13 protein-coding genes and 1 tRNA gene are annotated in these 13,910 nt (G+C 71.6%); 11 read left to right on the top strand and 3 right to left on the bottom strand.

Annotated features, from left to right (window positions below; genetic code table 11):
* Positions 1–457 precede the first annotated feature (457 nt).
* Positions 458–544: transfer RNA gene (locus M2283_RS11385), tRNA-Leu, on the top strand.
* A gap of 112 nt (positions 545–656) precedes the next feature.
* On the opposite strand, the gene M2283_RS11380 is transcribed toward M2283_RS11385, so the two are convergent.
* Positions 657–1,310: an FMN-dependent NADH-azoreductase gene (locus tag M2283_RS11380; RefSeq protein WP_280876016.1), complete on the bottom strand. Its 654-nt coding sequence runs from the start codon at positions 1,308–1,310 to the stop codon at positions 657–659.
* A 101-nt stretch (positions 1,311–1,411) separates the two neighbouring features.
* Between M2283_RS11380 and M2283_RS11375 the strand changes: the two genes are divergently transcribed.
* The 5 genes from M2283_RS11375 (at position 1,412) to M2283_RS11355 (ending at position 5,410) form a co-directional block, all read left to right on the top strand.
* Positions 1,412–1,774, top strand: a complete 363-nt coding sequence (locus M2283_RS11375; protein WP_280876015.1) for a winged helix-turn-helix transcriptional regulator — start codon at positions 1,412–1,414, stop codon at positions 1,772–1,774.
* Positions 1,775–1,975: 201 nt separating this feature from the next.
* The gene (locus M2283_RS11370; protein ID WP_280876264.1) at positions 1,976–3,400 is read left to right on the top strand and encodes a DUF2252 domain-containing protein; all 1,425 of its coding nucleotides are present in this window, start codon (positions 1,976–1,978) and stop codon (positions 3,398–3,400) included.
* 28 nt (positions 3,401–3,428) lie between these two features.
* On the top strand, positions 3,429–3,866 hold the full coding sequence (locus tag M2283_RS11365) for a hypothetical protein (protein WP_280876014.1): 438 nt from the start codon (positions 3,429–3,431) through the stop codon (positions 3,864–3,866).
* Between the two features lie 224 nt (positions 3,867–4,090).
* Entirely contained in the window at positions 4,091–4,936 is an 846-nt protein-coding gene (locus M2283_RS11360; RefSeq protein WP_432423052.1) for a J domain-containing protein, read from the top strand.
* Positions 4,937–5,080: 144 nt separating this feature from the next.
* Complete coding sequence (locus tag M2283_RS11355) at positions 5,081–5,410, top strand: rhodanese-like domain-containing protein (protein WP_280876262.1); 330 nt, start codon at positions 5,081–5,083, stop codon at positions 5,408–5,410.
* A gap of 20 nt (positions 5,411–5,430) precedes the next feature.
* Here the strand turns inward: M2283_RS11355 and M2283_RS11350 are convergent, their stop codons facing one another.
* Positions 5,431–6,564: an acyl-CoA dehydrogenase family protein gene (locus tag M2283_RS11350; protein WP_280876013.1), complete on the bottom strand. Its 1,134-nt coding sequence runs from the start codon at positions 6,562–6,564 to the stop codon at positions 5,431–5,433.
* Positions 6,565–6,965: 401 nt separating this feature from the next.
* On the opposite strand from M2283_RS11350, the gene M2283_RS11345 reads away from it, so the two are divergent.
* Genes M2283_RS11345 through M2283_RS11335 form a run of 3 tightly spaced genes read left to right on the top strand, consistent with a single transcriptional unit; the run spans position 6,966 to position 9,819 of the window.
* Entirely contained in the window at positions 6,966–7,820 is an 855-nt protein-coding gene (locus M2283_RS11345) for a DUF5819 family protein (protein ID WP_280876012.1), read from the top strand.
* Positions 7,817–9,037 carry an HTTM domain-containing protein gene (locus M2283_RS11340; protein ID WP_280876011.1) on the top strand — a complete coding sequence of 407 codons (1,221 nt, stop codon included), beginning with the start codon at positions 7,817–7,819 and terminating at the stop codon, positions 9,035–9,037. Before M2283_RS11345 ends, M2283_RS11340 begins: the two co-directional genes overlap by 4 nt.
* A complete protein-coding gene (locus M2283_RS11335; protein WP_280876010.1) occupies positions 9,034–9,819 on the top strand; it encodes a TrmH family RNA methyltransferase in 786 nt (261 codons plus the stop codon). The genes M2283_RS11340 and M2283_RS11335 overlap by 4 nt, the downstream gene beginning before the upstream one ends.
* A gap of 90 nt (positions 9,820–9,909) precedes the next feature.
* On the opposite strand, the gene paaN is transcribed toward M2283_RS11335, so the two are convergent.
* Complete coding sequence (gene paaN / locus M2283_RS11330) at positions 9,910–11,616, bottom strand: phenylacetic acid degradation protein PaaN (RefSeq protein WP_280876009.1); 1,707 nt, start codon at positions 11,614–11,616, stop codon at positions 9,910–9,912.
* A 183-nt stretch (positions 11,617–11,799) separates the two neighbouring features.
* On the opposite strand from paaN, the gene M2283_RS11325 reads away from it, so the two are divergent.
* Both M2283_RS11325 and M2283_RS11320 read left to right on the top strand, forming a co-directional pair.
* Complete coding sequence (locus M2283_RS11325; RefSeq protein ID WP_280876008.1) at positions 11,800–13,317, top strand: 3-hydroxyacyl-CoA dehydrogenase; 1,518 nt, start codon at positions 11,800–11,802, stop codon at positions 13,315–13,317.
* Positions 13,314–13,904 carry a TetR/AcrR family transcriptional regulator gene (locus tag M2283_RS11320; RefSeq protein ID WP_280876007.1) on the top strand — a complete coding sequence of 197 codons (591 nt, stop codon included), beginning with the start codon at positions 13,314–13,316 and terminating at the stop codon, positions 13,902–13,904. Before M2283_RS11325 ends, M2283_RS11320 begins: the two co-directional genes overlap by 4 nt.
* The last annotated feature ends 6 nt before the right edge of the window (positions 13,905–13,910 follow it).

Raw genomic sequence — 13,910 nt, 5'->3', positions numbered from 1 at the left:
CGCCGCTGAATCGGCTGGTTCCCCCTGTCGGCCCTGTCGACGGATGTCGACGCCTGCGAAGTTCCCTGCGGAGCCCACTTTCGAACTCCTGCGGTGCACTCCCCTGGCGAACTCCTCCCGCGCACTCCTCCGTCGCATCCTCTGGCAAGGATCGTAGAGGCGGCCGCAGACCAGTGTCCCGCACCTGACTGTGCGTCCGGCCCGGCTCCTGGTGAGACGGGCCGGACCGGTACGAGGTTGATACGTGAACCGCTGCACATTGATACGGAGCCAGGGAACTTTTGGATCATTCGCCGGCCGCCCCGTCCGGTGGCGGTCCGGCGGCGCTTCGACGACTGCCCTGGTCGTCAGCTGCCCCCGGATAAGGGATGTGAACCCACCCCGACCCCCGTGCTAATCTTCTGCATGTCGGAAGGCGCCAGCCCCTTGGGGGAACAAGCCCGAGGACACACCCAATGCGCGGGTGGCGGAATAGGCAGACGCGCTGGATTCAGGTTCCAGTGCCCGAAAGGGCGTGGGGGTTCAACTCCCCCCTCGCGCACCAGTCGAAGGCCCCCAAGTCTCAGGACTTGGGGGCCTTCGCGTTGTCCCGGGGCGGTGTGAGCCGTATTACCTGGTGAGGACAATCACACGGCTTCGCCACCGCCCCACGGGCGCTACGCGGCGAGGCGTTCGGCGACCGCCTTGGCCTTGGTGGCCGCCTCCTCCAGGGCGCGCTCGCGCGAGGCCTCGTAGAGGGGGACCAGTTCGGCCATCGCCGGGTTGTGCGGGGCCATGGTCAGCTCCGGAACGATGAATTCGACGTCCAGGGCGAGGGCTCCGCTGAGGACCGCCGAGAGGTAGTTCTGTACGTACTCGTTCTCCTCGCGCGGGGTGCCGGGGGCGTAGGAGCCGCCGCGGCTGGCGACCACGGTGACCGGGGTGCCGGCGATCTTCGAGTCCTCGGTGCCTGCGGTGCGGCCCATCAGGATCACGTTGTCCAGCCAGGCCTTGAGGGTCGAGGGGATCGCGAAGTTGTACATCGGGGCGCCGATCAGCAAGGCGTCCGCCTTCTCCAGCTCCTCTATGAGCCGCAGCCGCGCGGCGAACGCGGCGGCCTGCTCGGGGGTGTGCGTGGCCGGATCCGCGAAGCCGGCGGTGTGGGAGTCGGCGGTGATGTGCGGCGCGGGGTCCACGGAGAGGTCGCGGTGGATCACCGTGCCCTCCGGGTGCTGCTCCTCCCAGGCCTCGCGGAAGGCCTCCGTGACGGCTCGGGAGGCGGAGGCGCCGGCCGGGAACACGGAGGAGTCGATGTGCAGAAGCGTGGGCATGGAGATCTCCCGTAAGTGAGTGAGGATTCGTACTGGACTATAGATAACACAGGTACTTACTTTTTTTCATCCCCTCATGGTGAGGCAGTACCCTTGGGCGCATGGCGGTCGAGCAGGGTCACGATGTGGGCGCGTGCAAGCGGGTCGACGGCGGCATCACGCGCGTCTTCCAGCTGCTCGGAAAGCGCTGGACCGGCCCGATCGTGGCCGTCCTGACCGGCGGGCCGGCGTACTTCACCGACCTGCGCCGCGCCGTCCCCGGCATCAGCGAGCGCATGCTCTCCGACCGGCTCACCGAACTCGGCGCGGCCGGCCTGCTGGTGCGCGAGGTGGACGAGGGGCCGCCGCTGCGCGTCTCCTACCGGCTGACGGCGGCGGGGGCCGCGCTGGAACCCGCGCTCTGGGAGCTCAAGGAGTGGGCGAAGGTGCACCTGCCGGAGGGCGCACAGCCGCCGGAGTGCTGACCGGGTGTCCGGTTTTCCACAGGCGCGGAGTTGTCCACAGGGTCTGACGCGTTTCGGCCACCGGCTGTACGGTCTGCACGAGTTGATGTTCGTGTGCGTGCGGGGGAGGCGGTCGGTGTGACCGAAAACGGAGCGGTGACGGCAGACACGGCGGGAGCCGAGGCCGCGAGGCCGGCGGTCGCCGCGGAGTCGGCGGCTGCGGTGGATCCGGTGGCTGCGGTGAATCCGGTGGTCGTCGCGGCGCGCAGGCTGCCGCGGGTGCCGGGGTTCGCCCACGGGCCCGCCGAGGGGTCGCCCAAGGACGAGGGCAAGGCGCTGCGCAGGCTGGTCCCGCGCGGCTCGCACGCGGCGTTCGACCTGGACGGCTCCCGGCCCACCGCGGTCGCCGCCGTCGAGGAGTCCAACCGCGGCCGCATCCCCGGGCTCACGCCGATACGGGCGGGCCGGATGGCGGCGACACCCTTCGCCTTCCTGCGCGGCTCGGCCGGCCTCATGGCCTACGACCTCGCGCGTACGCCCATGACGAGGATCCGCGCCCAGATCTGCGGGGACGCCCACGCCGCCAACTTCGGCCTGTACGGGGACGCGCGCGGCGACCTGGTCATCGACCTGAACGACTTCGACGAGACGGTCGACGGCCCCTGGGAATGGGACCTCAAGCGGCTCGCCGCCTCCCTGGTGCTCGCGGGCCGGGAGGCCGGCGCCGACGAGGACACCTGCCGCAAGGCGGCCCACGGCGCGGTCGGCGCCTACCGCCGCACCATGCGGCTGCTGGCCAGGCTCCCGGTGCTGGACGCGTGGAACGCCATCGCGGACGAGGAGCTCGTCTCCCACACCGACGCCCACGACCTGGTCGGCACCCTGGAGCGGGTCTCCGAGAAGGCGCGGGGCAACACCAGCGGACGGTTCGCGGCGAAGTCGACGGAGCGCACCGAGGACGGCGGCCGCCGCTTCGTGGAGGCCCCGCCCGTACTGCGGCGCGTGCCCGACGAGGAGGCCGCCGCGGTCGCCTCGTCCCTGGAGCACTACCTGACGACACTCTCCGAGGACCGCCTCCCGCTGCTGTCCCGGCACGCGGTGCACGACGTCGCCTTCCGGGTCGTCGGCACCGGCAGCGTGGGCGCGCGCTCGTACGTCGTGCTCCTCCTGGACCACCGCGGCGAACCGCTCGTGCTCCAGGTGAAGGAGGCCCGCCCGTCCGTGCTGGTGCCGCACCTGGTGGCGGCCGGCTTCGAGACACCCACCGTCGACCACGAGGGCCGGCGCGTGGTCCTCGGCCAGAAGCGCATGCAGGTCGTCAGCGACATCCTGCTGGGCTGGACGACGGTCGACGGACTGCCCTTCCAGGTACGGCAGTTCCGCAACCGCAAGGGCAGCGTCGACCCCGCCGCGCTCGCCGCCGACCAGATCGACGACTACGGCCGCATGACCGGCGCCCTGCTGGCCCGCGCCCACTCCCACAGCGCCGACCCGCGCCTGATCTCCGGGTACTGCGGCAAGAGCGAGGAGCTGGACGAGGCACTGGCCGCCTTCGCCGTCGCCTACGCCGACCGCACGGAGGCCGACCACGCCGACCTGGTCGCCGCGGTGCGGGCGGGAAGGGTGCCGGCGGAGATGGGGGTCTGAGGGCAGTGACGTACGTGAGGAGCGTTCTGTGAAGTACGTCGACCTCGACGGGCGGGACGGTGAGGCGACCGGGATCGTCGACCCGCGGCCCTATCTGGCGCGGTTGCCGGCGCTCGCCGGCCAACTGCCGCCCGGGGCACGTGCGTTCGCCACCGACCCCGGGCACTACGACCTCGCCGGCCGACGGTGTGTGAAGGATCTCAAGCCGCAGGCGGTGCGCAGGACCGGCGACGACGAGATCGAGATCCGCTTCGGCCACAACTGCCGGCAGCACGAGGAGGACCTCCTGGTGCGGTACGCGGGCGTCTCGCGCTTCCAGGTGGACGTCCTGGGCTTCTGCGACGTCTCGGCCCTGGGCGACGTGATCCTCGACGAACTCCTCCCGTACCCCGAGGGCTGCACCCACGAGATCGCCTGCCGCCCCGGCACACTGGTCGTCGCCTGCCGTGACCTGTCGGCGGAGTGAGTGGAGGCGGGGTGCTCGGGGGCGGGGGCCGGGAGTGGTGGCGTGACCTGAGAGGGGGAGGGAGGGGAGGGGGAAGGGGGCCCCGGAACGGTGGTGGTGAGTGAGGCCCGTGACCGGCGGTGGGCGGCCGCTGCGGGGCCCGGCGGCCGGTGCCGGGCGCCGGCTGAAAGGGCCTCTGGCGGTGGGGCGCCGTGGCCGGCTCGTGCGTGGCCTACGCTGAGCGGGTGACGAGCCCAGACGCTGAGCAGGGTGCCGGTGCCGCCGGTGAGGCGCAGGCGGTGCCCGAGGACGGCACGCCGCGCCCCGAGGAGCGGCTGGAGCGGGCCGTGCGGGCCGCCGAACAGGCATTGATCGAGTACGAGATCGCGGTCGAGACCTTCCGTATCGAGGTCGAGAACTTCTCCCGGCTGCACCACCAGAAGCTCGGGCCGATGTACACCCGCCTCGACGAGCTGGACGCGGAGATCGCCGAGGCCAGGGCCGCCCGCACCGGCGATCCCGAGGATCTGCGCAAGGCGGACGAGGCGCGGGCCCGGGTGATGCCGATGCCCGGCGTCGAGGAGCTGTTCAACGGCTGGATGGACGGGGACGGGCTGTTCCCCGAGGCCGCCGCGATGCTCACGGACCAGCCGGTGCGTCCCCCGCAGCGGGTGCGCCCCAGCGACGAGGCCCGCAAGCTCTACCGCGAGCTGGCCCGCAAGGCCCACCCCGACCTGTCGACGGACGAGACGGAGCGGGCCCGGCGCGAGGAGTTCATCACCCGGGTCAACGGCGCCTACGCGCGCGGCGACGAGATGCTGCTGCGCGAGCTGGCCGAGGAGTGGGCCAAGGGACCGGAGCCCGAGCAGCGCGGCCCGAGCCCCAGCGAGGAGCTGTACGCCCGCCTCGAATGGCTCGCCCGCCGCAAGGAACTGCTCGCGCTGGTGGCCAAGGAGCTGGAGGACGGCCCGATCGGCTCGATGCTGCGAATGGCGCCCGACGATCCGGACCACCTGCTGGACGAGATCGCCGAGCAGCTCCTGGCGCAGGTCGCGGAGCGCGAGCGGGAACTGGCCGAGCTGGTCGAGTAGGCGGTCGGCGGCCGAGCGGCCGAGGTGCCGGGCGGGGCCCCAGTGGGCCGGTGTCCTGATCGGGTGGCCCTGCGTTCTGATCGGGTGGCCCGGCCTCGTGCCGGTCGTGTCAGGTAGCGTCGGGGCATGCAATTTGGTTCTGGTGTGCCCACGGTCGAGGTCGGGGATCTCAAGGACGGCGACTTCCTGCTGGACGTCCGTGAGGACGACGAGTGGGAGGCGGGGCACGCGGAAGGTGCCCTGCACATCCCCCTCAGTGACTTCGTGGCCCGGTACGGCGAGCTGACCGAGGCCGCGCCGCAGGACGGCCGGGTCAATGTGATCTGCCGGTCCGGCGGGCGTTCGGCGCAGGTCACGACGTATCTGGTCCAGCAGGGCATCGACGCCGTGAACGTGGACGGCGGTATGCAGGTGTGGGCCGCGGCGGGCCGACCCGTCGTGACGGACGAGGGCGGGACCGGGTTCGTCCTCTAGGCGTCCCCCTGGAAGGACCGTCAGCTGAGCGGGTGGGCCGCCAGCAGGTCGCCCAGGGCCTCCTCGTGCGCCGATGCGGGACCGAGTGACAGTTCCAGGTGCTTGGCCCAGGCGTGGTACCGGTGCAACGGGTACTCGACGTCGGCCCCGAAGCCACCGTGCAGATGCTGTGCCGTCTGCACGATCCGTCGTACGCCCTCCGAGGCCCAGATCTTGGCGACGGCGACGTCACCGGAGACCGGCAGCGTGCCCGGTGCCCCCGAGGCGACCCGCCAGGCGGCCTGCCACAGCGTTGCCTCCATCGCCCGCAGATCGATGTAGCGGTCGGCGGCCTGCACGGCCACCGCCTGGAAGGTGGCGACCGGGAACCCGAACTGCTCCCGCTTGCCGGTGTACTCGCTGGTCATGCGCAGCACCCGCTCGCCGAGCCCGAGGGCCAGCGCACACGTCCCGGTCGTCAACAGTTCGCGCAGCCACTCCCAGGCGCCGTCGGCGTCGATGACGTCACGGGCGGCGATCCGGACGGATTCCAGGCGCAGTTCGCCGAGCCGCTCGCCGTTGGTGGAGAACTGCTCGCCGATGCCGACGCCCTCGTGGACGCGGGGGACCACCGCGAGCAGCGGCCGGTCGCCGGCCGTGTGCGCGGGTACGAGGATGTGGTCGGCGACCTGGGCCCACGGCACCGCCGTCTGCACCCCGTCGAGGATCCAGGCGTCGCCGTCCTGCCGTGCGGTCACGGCGAGTTCGGCCCCGTCGTGGCCGGTACGTCCGCTGGAGGCGACGGTCAGCACCAGCTCGCCGCGGCCCGCGGGCGCGAGCAGGGCCGACTTCAACTCCTCGCCGCCGTAGGCCTGTACGGCCGCCGCGGCCGCGCCGCTCTCCAGCAACGGCACCCGGGCCAGTACCTTCGCCGACTCGCGCAGCACCTGGCACAGCGCGATCGCGTCCAGGCCCGCGCCGCCGTACTCCGCGTCCAGCAGCAGGCTCAGCAGGTCCGCCTCGGCGAGCGTGGCCCACAGCGCGCGGTCGAAGTCGTCGGCTACGGCGCCCGCGACGAGCGCGGGACTGGGCACCGCGTCGGGGGCGACCCCGGCGAACACGCCCCGCGCCGCCTCTGCCGCCGCCTGCTGCTCCTCGGTGAAGGTGAAGTCCACGGTCCTGTCCTCTCGGCGGCTCCGTTGATCTGACGGTGCGTCAAGATAGAACAGGTTCTAGAAGAAGGGAATGACCGGGAGGGGAGGGCCCCGTTACGCCCGGCTGATCCTGGGCCGCTTACCCACTGCCTGCCTGCCCACTGCTCGCCCGCCCGCCGACCGATCGTCCGGTTTGTCCTGAACCTGTCGGAGGCCTCGCGCCGTAAGGTGTCAACCGCTGTGGATAACCTGCTGGCGGCCCCTGTGGACGACCGGCACGATCACGCGCCTGACGGGGGCTGTGCCGCGCGGGCGGGCCTGAGTACCGTTCGCGTGCGAGTGCGGTGGGGCGGCGCGCGCAGGTGACAGGGCGCCCTCGGCCGGGTGGCCGGAAGACGGACCGGATCGGGAAACGGGGTGGAATGGACGCGTACGACACAGACTCGGACGCCCGGCGGGAGCCGGACGGGCCGGGCGGGCCGGACGACGTCCCCGGGGCGGCCGAGGTGGAGGCTCCCGGGGCCGGCGCGGCAGGTGTGCCGAGTGCGGCGGTGCCGACCCCGGCAGCGCCGACCTCAGCCGCACCCCCTGCCGCTGTACCCCCTGCAGCCATGCCGCCCACCGAGCCCCGTACCGGCGTAGCCGCGCTCTCCCCCGGCTATCAGGTCGCCGCAGCCCTCGCGCTCGCCGTCGTCGGTGTGACCGTCTGCGTGCATCTCGCGCTGGTCTTTCTGCATGTCGCGCCGTCGAACACGGTCACCAAGCAGCACGGCAACGCGATAGACGACTGGGTGTACCCGGAGTTCGAGCAGAACTGGAAGCTCTTCGCGCCCAATCCGCTGCAGCAGAACATCGCCGTCCAGGTCCGTGCCGAGGTGCACACCGATGACGGCGAGGTGAACACCACCGGCTGGTACGACCTGTCCGCGGAGGACGGCCGGGCCATAGACGGGAATCTGCTGCCCAGCCACACCGACCAGAACGAACTGCGCCGGGCCTGGGACTTCTTCGCCTCCACCCACGACGGCGAGAACCGTCCCTCCGGTCTGCGCGGCGCCCTGTCCGAGACGTATCTGCGGCGCATCGTGGTGCTGCGGCTGGATCGCGAGGACGTGACCGCGCGGGGCGGTGTCGTCGAGAACGTGCAGGTCAGGGCCCGTACCACCAACGTGCCCGCGCCGAAGTGGAGTGACGAGAAGATCTCGGACAAGCCGATGTACCGCGTGCTGCCCTGGTGGACGGTCACCGCCGCCGACAGCGACGGAGGCGCCGAGTGAACCGCTTCGCCCTGTCGGTCTCCGCGGCCATCGCCCGGATCACCGAGTCGGCGCTCGGCCCCTACCAGGCCGCCGTGGTCCGTATCGGTTTCAGCGCGACCTGGCTGCTGTTCCTGCTGCGCGAGTTCCCGCACCGCCAGGAGCTGTACGGTCCCGACAGCCCCTGGAGCTGGGACCTCGCCCAGCAGCTGATCACCAACAACCACGCCTTCACGGCCCTGATCTGGTCGGACGGCCAGGCCTGGTTCGAGATCGTCTACGCGCTCGCCGTGCTGACCAGTGCGCTGCTGCTGCTGGGCTGGCGCACCCGCACGATGTCCGTGCTGTTCATGCTCGGCGTGCTCTCGCTGCAGAACCGCAGCGTCTTCATGGGCGACGGCGGCGACAACGTCCTGCACCTGATGTCGATCTACCTCGTCTTCACGCGCTGCGGCCAGGTGTGGTCGCTGGACGCGCGGCGGGCGCGGCGCGCGGACGAGGCACGCGCGCGTGGCGAGCGGGTCACGGACCGGACCGGTCCCGTCCTGTGGGCGGTGCTCGGCTTCGCGCTGGTCGCGGTGACCGCCGGCGGGCGCCTCGACGGCGTCGACCCGACCGTGCCGGTGATCCTGTGGGGCGTGTGGTCGGCGCTGGGCGTGTGGTGGGCCGTCGAGCGGCTGGCGAAGAGCGGCGAGCCGCGGATCCTGCTGGACGTGGTCGGCAACATCGTGCACAACGCCGGTCTGTTCGTGATCATGGCCGAGGCCTGTCTGATCTACGCGACGGCCGGCTGGTACAAGATCCAGGGCTCGCGCTGGCAGGACGGCACCGCCGTCTACTACCCGCTCCACCTGGACTACTTCTCGCCCTGGCCCGCCCTCGCCGACCTGCTCTCCTCCAGCGGCACGATGGTGATGCTCGTGACGTACGGGACCGTGATCGTGCAGGTCGCGTTCCCGTTCACGCTGTTCAACCGGCGGGTCAAGAACGTCCTGCTGGCCGCGATGATGTTCGAGCACGCCGTGATCGCCGTGGTCCTCGGGCTGCCGTTCTTCTCGCTGGCGATGATCGCGGCGGACGCGGTCTTCCTGCCGACGTCGTTCCTGCGCCGCACGGGCGGCTGGGCGGCACGCGCGCGTGAACGCGTCCTTGCCCGTGCCCGCCGTTCCCGTACGCCGCTGCCGGCGCCCCGCACCCCGGAGAACCCCGAGCACGCGCCCGTAGGCTTCACGCCATGACCGCCCCGGACTCCGACCCCTCCTCCGACCCGGCATCCGCTCCCCTGGACACCTGGCACCGGCTCGCCGGCACCTGCGTCCTGCTCGACGGCTTCCACGCCCTCAAGCACGCGGTGCGCTTCGGGGCCGACATCCCGGTGGCGGTCGCCGTGGACCGAGCGGCGGTGCTCGCCCTCGCCGACGACCTGGCCCCGGACATCCGGGACACGCTGGCCGGACTCCTGACGGAGGTGGCGCCGGGGACGTACGCGAACCTGGTGCCGCGCCCGCATCCGACAGAGGTCGCCGCGTTGGCCGTACGACCGTCTCGCGAGGCCGCGCTGGAGAAGCTGGCGCACGTGCCGCGCACCACGCCCGTCGTGGTCCTCGACAACCCGCGCAACCTCGGCAACGCGGGCGCCGTCATCCGCCTGGCCGCCGGTTTCGGCGCCACCGGCGTGGTCACCACCGGCACGCTCGACCCCTGGCACCCCACGGTGGTGCGCGCCGGCGCGGGCCTGCACTTCGCGACCACCGTGGAGCGCCTGGCGGTGGACGAGTTGCCGACGGGCCCGCTGTTCGCCCTGGACCCGGAGGGCGACGACATCCGGGGGATCAAGCTCCCGGACGACGCCGTTCTGGCCTTCGGCTCCGAACGCGCCGGGCTGTCGCCCGAACTACGCGCACGTGCCGACCACTTGCTGTCCCTGCCGATGCGCCCCCAGGTCTCCAGCTACAACTTGGCGACGAGCGTGGCAATGACGCTGTACCACTGGAGCACGGCCACAGGGTCACCCCTTTAACGGCAACGCCCCCGTTTTTAGGGGCGCGGGGAACTGCGCGACAAGCCACAACGGACCGTCAGCCGCGCAGAAATCCCACCCACCGAGCTCTTAGGCGTCCCGACGCACTTCGATCACCCGGAACCGATTGGCAACGAACGCCCCGTCCGCCAACGCCGCGTTCGCCGCCGGGTTCCCACCCGACCCGTGGAAGTCGGAGAACGCAGCCGTCTGATTGACGTACACCCCACCCGTCAAGTTCAGCGACAACTGCGCCGCCTCCTCAAGACAGACCTCTTCAACCGCAGCCTCAACCCCGGCGTCAGTCGTGTACGCCCCCACCGTCATCGCACCCTTCTCACGAATCGTCCGCCCCAGCAGCTCCACCGCATCGGCGGCCGAGTCGACGGCGACGGCGAAGGAGACGGGACCGAAGCACTCGTTCATGTACGCGGCCTCGTCGTCCGCCCCCTCCCAATATTTCCGTGCACCGTCCAGCTTCACGATCACCGGCGTACGAACCACCGCGTCCGGGAACTCGGGGTTGGTGATCTCCCGTGAGGCGAGAGCGACTTCGCCCAGCCCAGCGGCAGCGTCGACGCGGGCCTTCACGTCCGGGTTGACGATCGCGCCGAGCAGTCCGTTGGCGCGCGTGTCGTCACCGAGCAGGCCGTCGACGGAGCGGGCGAGGTCGGCGACGACCTCGTCGAAGGTCTTGTGGCCCTGGTCGGTGCCGATGCCGTCCCGGGGGATCAGCAGGTTCTGCGGGGTGGTGCACATCTGGCCGCTGTAGAGGGAGAGGGAGAAGGCCAGGTTGGCGAGCATGCCCTTGTAGTTGGCGGCCGACTCCACGAGGACCGTGTTGACGCCGGCCTTCTCCGTGTAGACCTGCGCCTGGCGGGCGTTGGTCTCCAGCCAGTCGCCGAACGCCGTGGAACCGGTGTAGTCGATGATCCGGATCTCCGGGCGGGTGGCCAGCGTCTTGGCGATGCCCTCGCCGGGGCGCTCGGCGGCCAGCGCCACCAGGTTCGGGTCGAAGCCGGCCTCGGCGAGCACCTGGCGCGCGATCTGAACGGTGAGCGCGAGCGGCAGCACCGCGCGCGGGTGGGGCTTGACCAGGACCGCGTTGCCGGTGGCCAGGGAGGCGAACAGGCCCGGGTAGCCGTTCCACGTCGGGAAGGTGTTGCAGCCGATCATCAGGGCGATCCCGCGCGGGACCGGCGTGAACTCCTTGGTCATGACCAGCGGGTCGCGCTTGCCCTGCGGCTTGGTCCACTGGGCCGTGTCGGGCGTGCGGACCTGCTCCGCGTACGCGTACGCCACCGCCTCCAGGGCGCGGTCCTGCGCGTGCGGGCCGCCCGCCTGGAACGCCATCATGAAGGCCTGGCCGCTGGTGTGCATGACCGCGTGCGCGAACTCGTGCGTCCGGTCGGCGATCCGCTTGAGGATCTCCAGGCTCACCACCGCGCGGACTTCCGCGCCCGCGTCCCGCCAGGCGCGCTGGCCCGCCTTCATGGCGGGCAGCAGTACGTCGATGTCCGCGTGCGGGTACTCGACGCCCAGCTCGATGCCGTACGGCGAGACCTCGCCGCCCGTCCAGCCGTCCGTGCCCGGCTGGTCCAGGTCGAGGCGGGTGCCCAGGAGGGCGTCGAACGCGGCCTTGCCCGCCGCCATGTCCAGGCTGCCGTTCTCCCCGTAGGCCTTGGGGTGTTCGGGGTGCGGGGACCAGTACGCGCGGGTGCGGATCGCTTCCAGGGCCTGGTCGAGCGTGGGCCGGTGCTTGGCGATCAGTTCGTGCGCGGTCGGTTCGGCAGCCATGGGGGGACCAACTCCTCGTCTTGCGAACACTGTGACTTTTGGGCGGGACTCTTTGGCGGGCTCATGACCTGGGCAGAAACAGGGGGCGGAAACAGCCGGTCAGAGTTAGAGTAACCGAACGATCGGTCGGGACAAGGGGGTCCGCCGCATCTGTGGAAAACCCCGTGCGGGAGGATCGCGCACATGACAGCACTGGACCTCAGCAGCCCCGTGGCCGTCGTCGGTACCGGCACCATGGGCCAGGGCATCGCCCAGGTCGCGCTGGTCGCCGGCCACCACGTGCGGTTGTACGACACCCTCCCCGGGCGCGCCCTGGAGGCGGCCGAAGCGATCGTCGCCCGACTCGACCGGCTCGTCGCGAAGGACCGGCTCTCCGCCGCCGACCGCGACGCGGCCCGCGACCGGCTGCTGCCCGCCGCCGACCTCGCCGACCTCGCGGACTGCACGCTGGTCGTCGAGGCGGTGCTGGAGCGGCTGGACGTCAAGCAGGAGCTGCTGCGGGCGCTGGAGGACCTGGTCGACGAGGACTGTCTGCTCGCCACCAACACCTCGTCCCTGTCCGTCACCGCCATCGGCGGCGCCCTGCGCAACCCCGGCCGCCTCGTCGGCCTGCACTTCTTCAACCCCGCCCCGCTGCTGCCGCTGGTCGAGGTCGTCTCCGGCTTCGCCACCGACGTCACGTCGGCCACGCGCGCGTACGAGATGGCCCGCGCGTGGGGCAAGACACCGGTCGCCTGCGCCGACACCCCCGGCTTCATCGTCAACCGCCTCGCCCGGCCCTTCTACGCCGAGGCGTTCGCGGTCTACGAGGCCCAGGGCGCTGACCCCGCCACCATCGACGCCGTGCTGCGCGAGTCGGGCGGCTTCCGGATGGGCGCGTTCGAGCTGACCGACCTCATCGGGCAGGACGTCAACGAGTCGGTGACGCGCTCCGTGTGGGAGGCCTTCTTCCGGGACGTGCGCTTCACGCCCTCGCTCGCCCAGCGGCGCCTGGTGGAGTCCGGCCGGCTCGGCCGCAAGAGCGGACAGGGCTGGTACGACCACGCCGAGGACGCCGAGGACGCCGAGCCGCACACCGCGGAGCAGCAGCGGGCGCCCGCCTACGTCGTCGTGGAGGGCGACCTGGGCCCGGCCGCCGAGCTGCTCCCGCTGCTGCGCGAGGCGGGCATCCAGGTCCGCGAGGACGAGGAGGACCACGGCACCCGCCTGGTGCTGCCCGGCGGCGGCCAACTGGCGCTCGCCGACGGCCAGACCTCCGTGGAGTTCCGCGACGTCGTCTACTTCGACCTCGCCCTCGACTACCGCAAGGCCACCCGCATCGCCCTGTCCGCCTCCCAGGACACCTCGCCGCAGACCCTCGTCGAGGCCACCGGCCTCTTCCAGGCGCTCGGCAAGGACGTCAGCCACATCGGGGACATCCCCGGCATGATCGTCGCCCGCACGGTCGCCCGGATCGTCGACCTGGCGCACGACGCCGTCGCCAAGGGCGTGGCCACAGAGGAGGACATCGACACCGCGATGCGCCTCGGGGTCAACTACCCCCTGGGCCCGTTCGAATGGAGCCGCAGGCTCGGCCGCAACTGGGCCTACGCCCTCCTCGACGACCTGCACATGCGCGACCCCTCCGGACGCTACGCGCCGTCCCTCGCGCTCTACCGACACGCGTACGCCACCGACAAGCGGGAGGGCAGCACGTCATGACCACCGCCAAGCGCGACACGTACACCCCGGAGACGCTGCTGTCCGTCGCCGTCCAGGTCTTCAACGAGCGCGGCTACGACGGCACCTCCATGGAGCACCTCTCCAAGGCGGCCGGCATCTCCAAGTCGTCGATCTACCACCACGTGGCCGGCAAGGAGGAGCTGCTGCGCCGGGCCGTGAGCCGGGCCCTGGACGGCCTCTTCGAGATCCTCGACGAGGAGCCCGCGCGCGTGGGCAGCGCCGAAGGGCGACTGGAGTACGTCGTACGGCGGATGGTCGAGGTGCTGATCACCGAGCTGCCCTACGTGACGCTGCTGCTGCGGGTGCGCGGCAACACGGACACCGAGCGGTGGGCCCTGGACCGGCGCCGGGATTTCGACCACCGGGTCGCCGACCTGCTGCGGGCGGCGGCCGACGTCGGCGAGGTGCGCGGCGACGTGGAGGTGCGGCTCGCGACCCGGCTGGTCTTCGGGATGATCAACTCGATCGTCGAGTGGTACCGCCCCGACGGGCGCGGCATGAACGAACGCGAGGTCGCCGACGCGGTCGTACGGCTGGTCTTCTCGGGGCTGCGCAAGCAGGACTGAGCGAGA

The organism is Streptomyces pseudovenezuelae (assembly GCF_029892565.1).
In the GTDB taxonomy this organism is placed as follows: Bacteria; Actinomycetota; Actinomycetes; order Streptomycetales; family Streptomycetaceae; genus Streptomyces; species Streptomyces pseudovenezuelae_A.
This window is presented reverse-complemented; position numbering and strand designations above follow the sequence as displayed.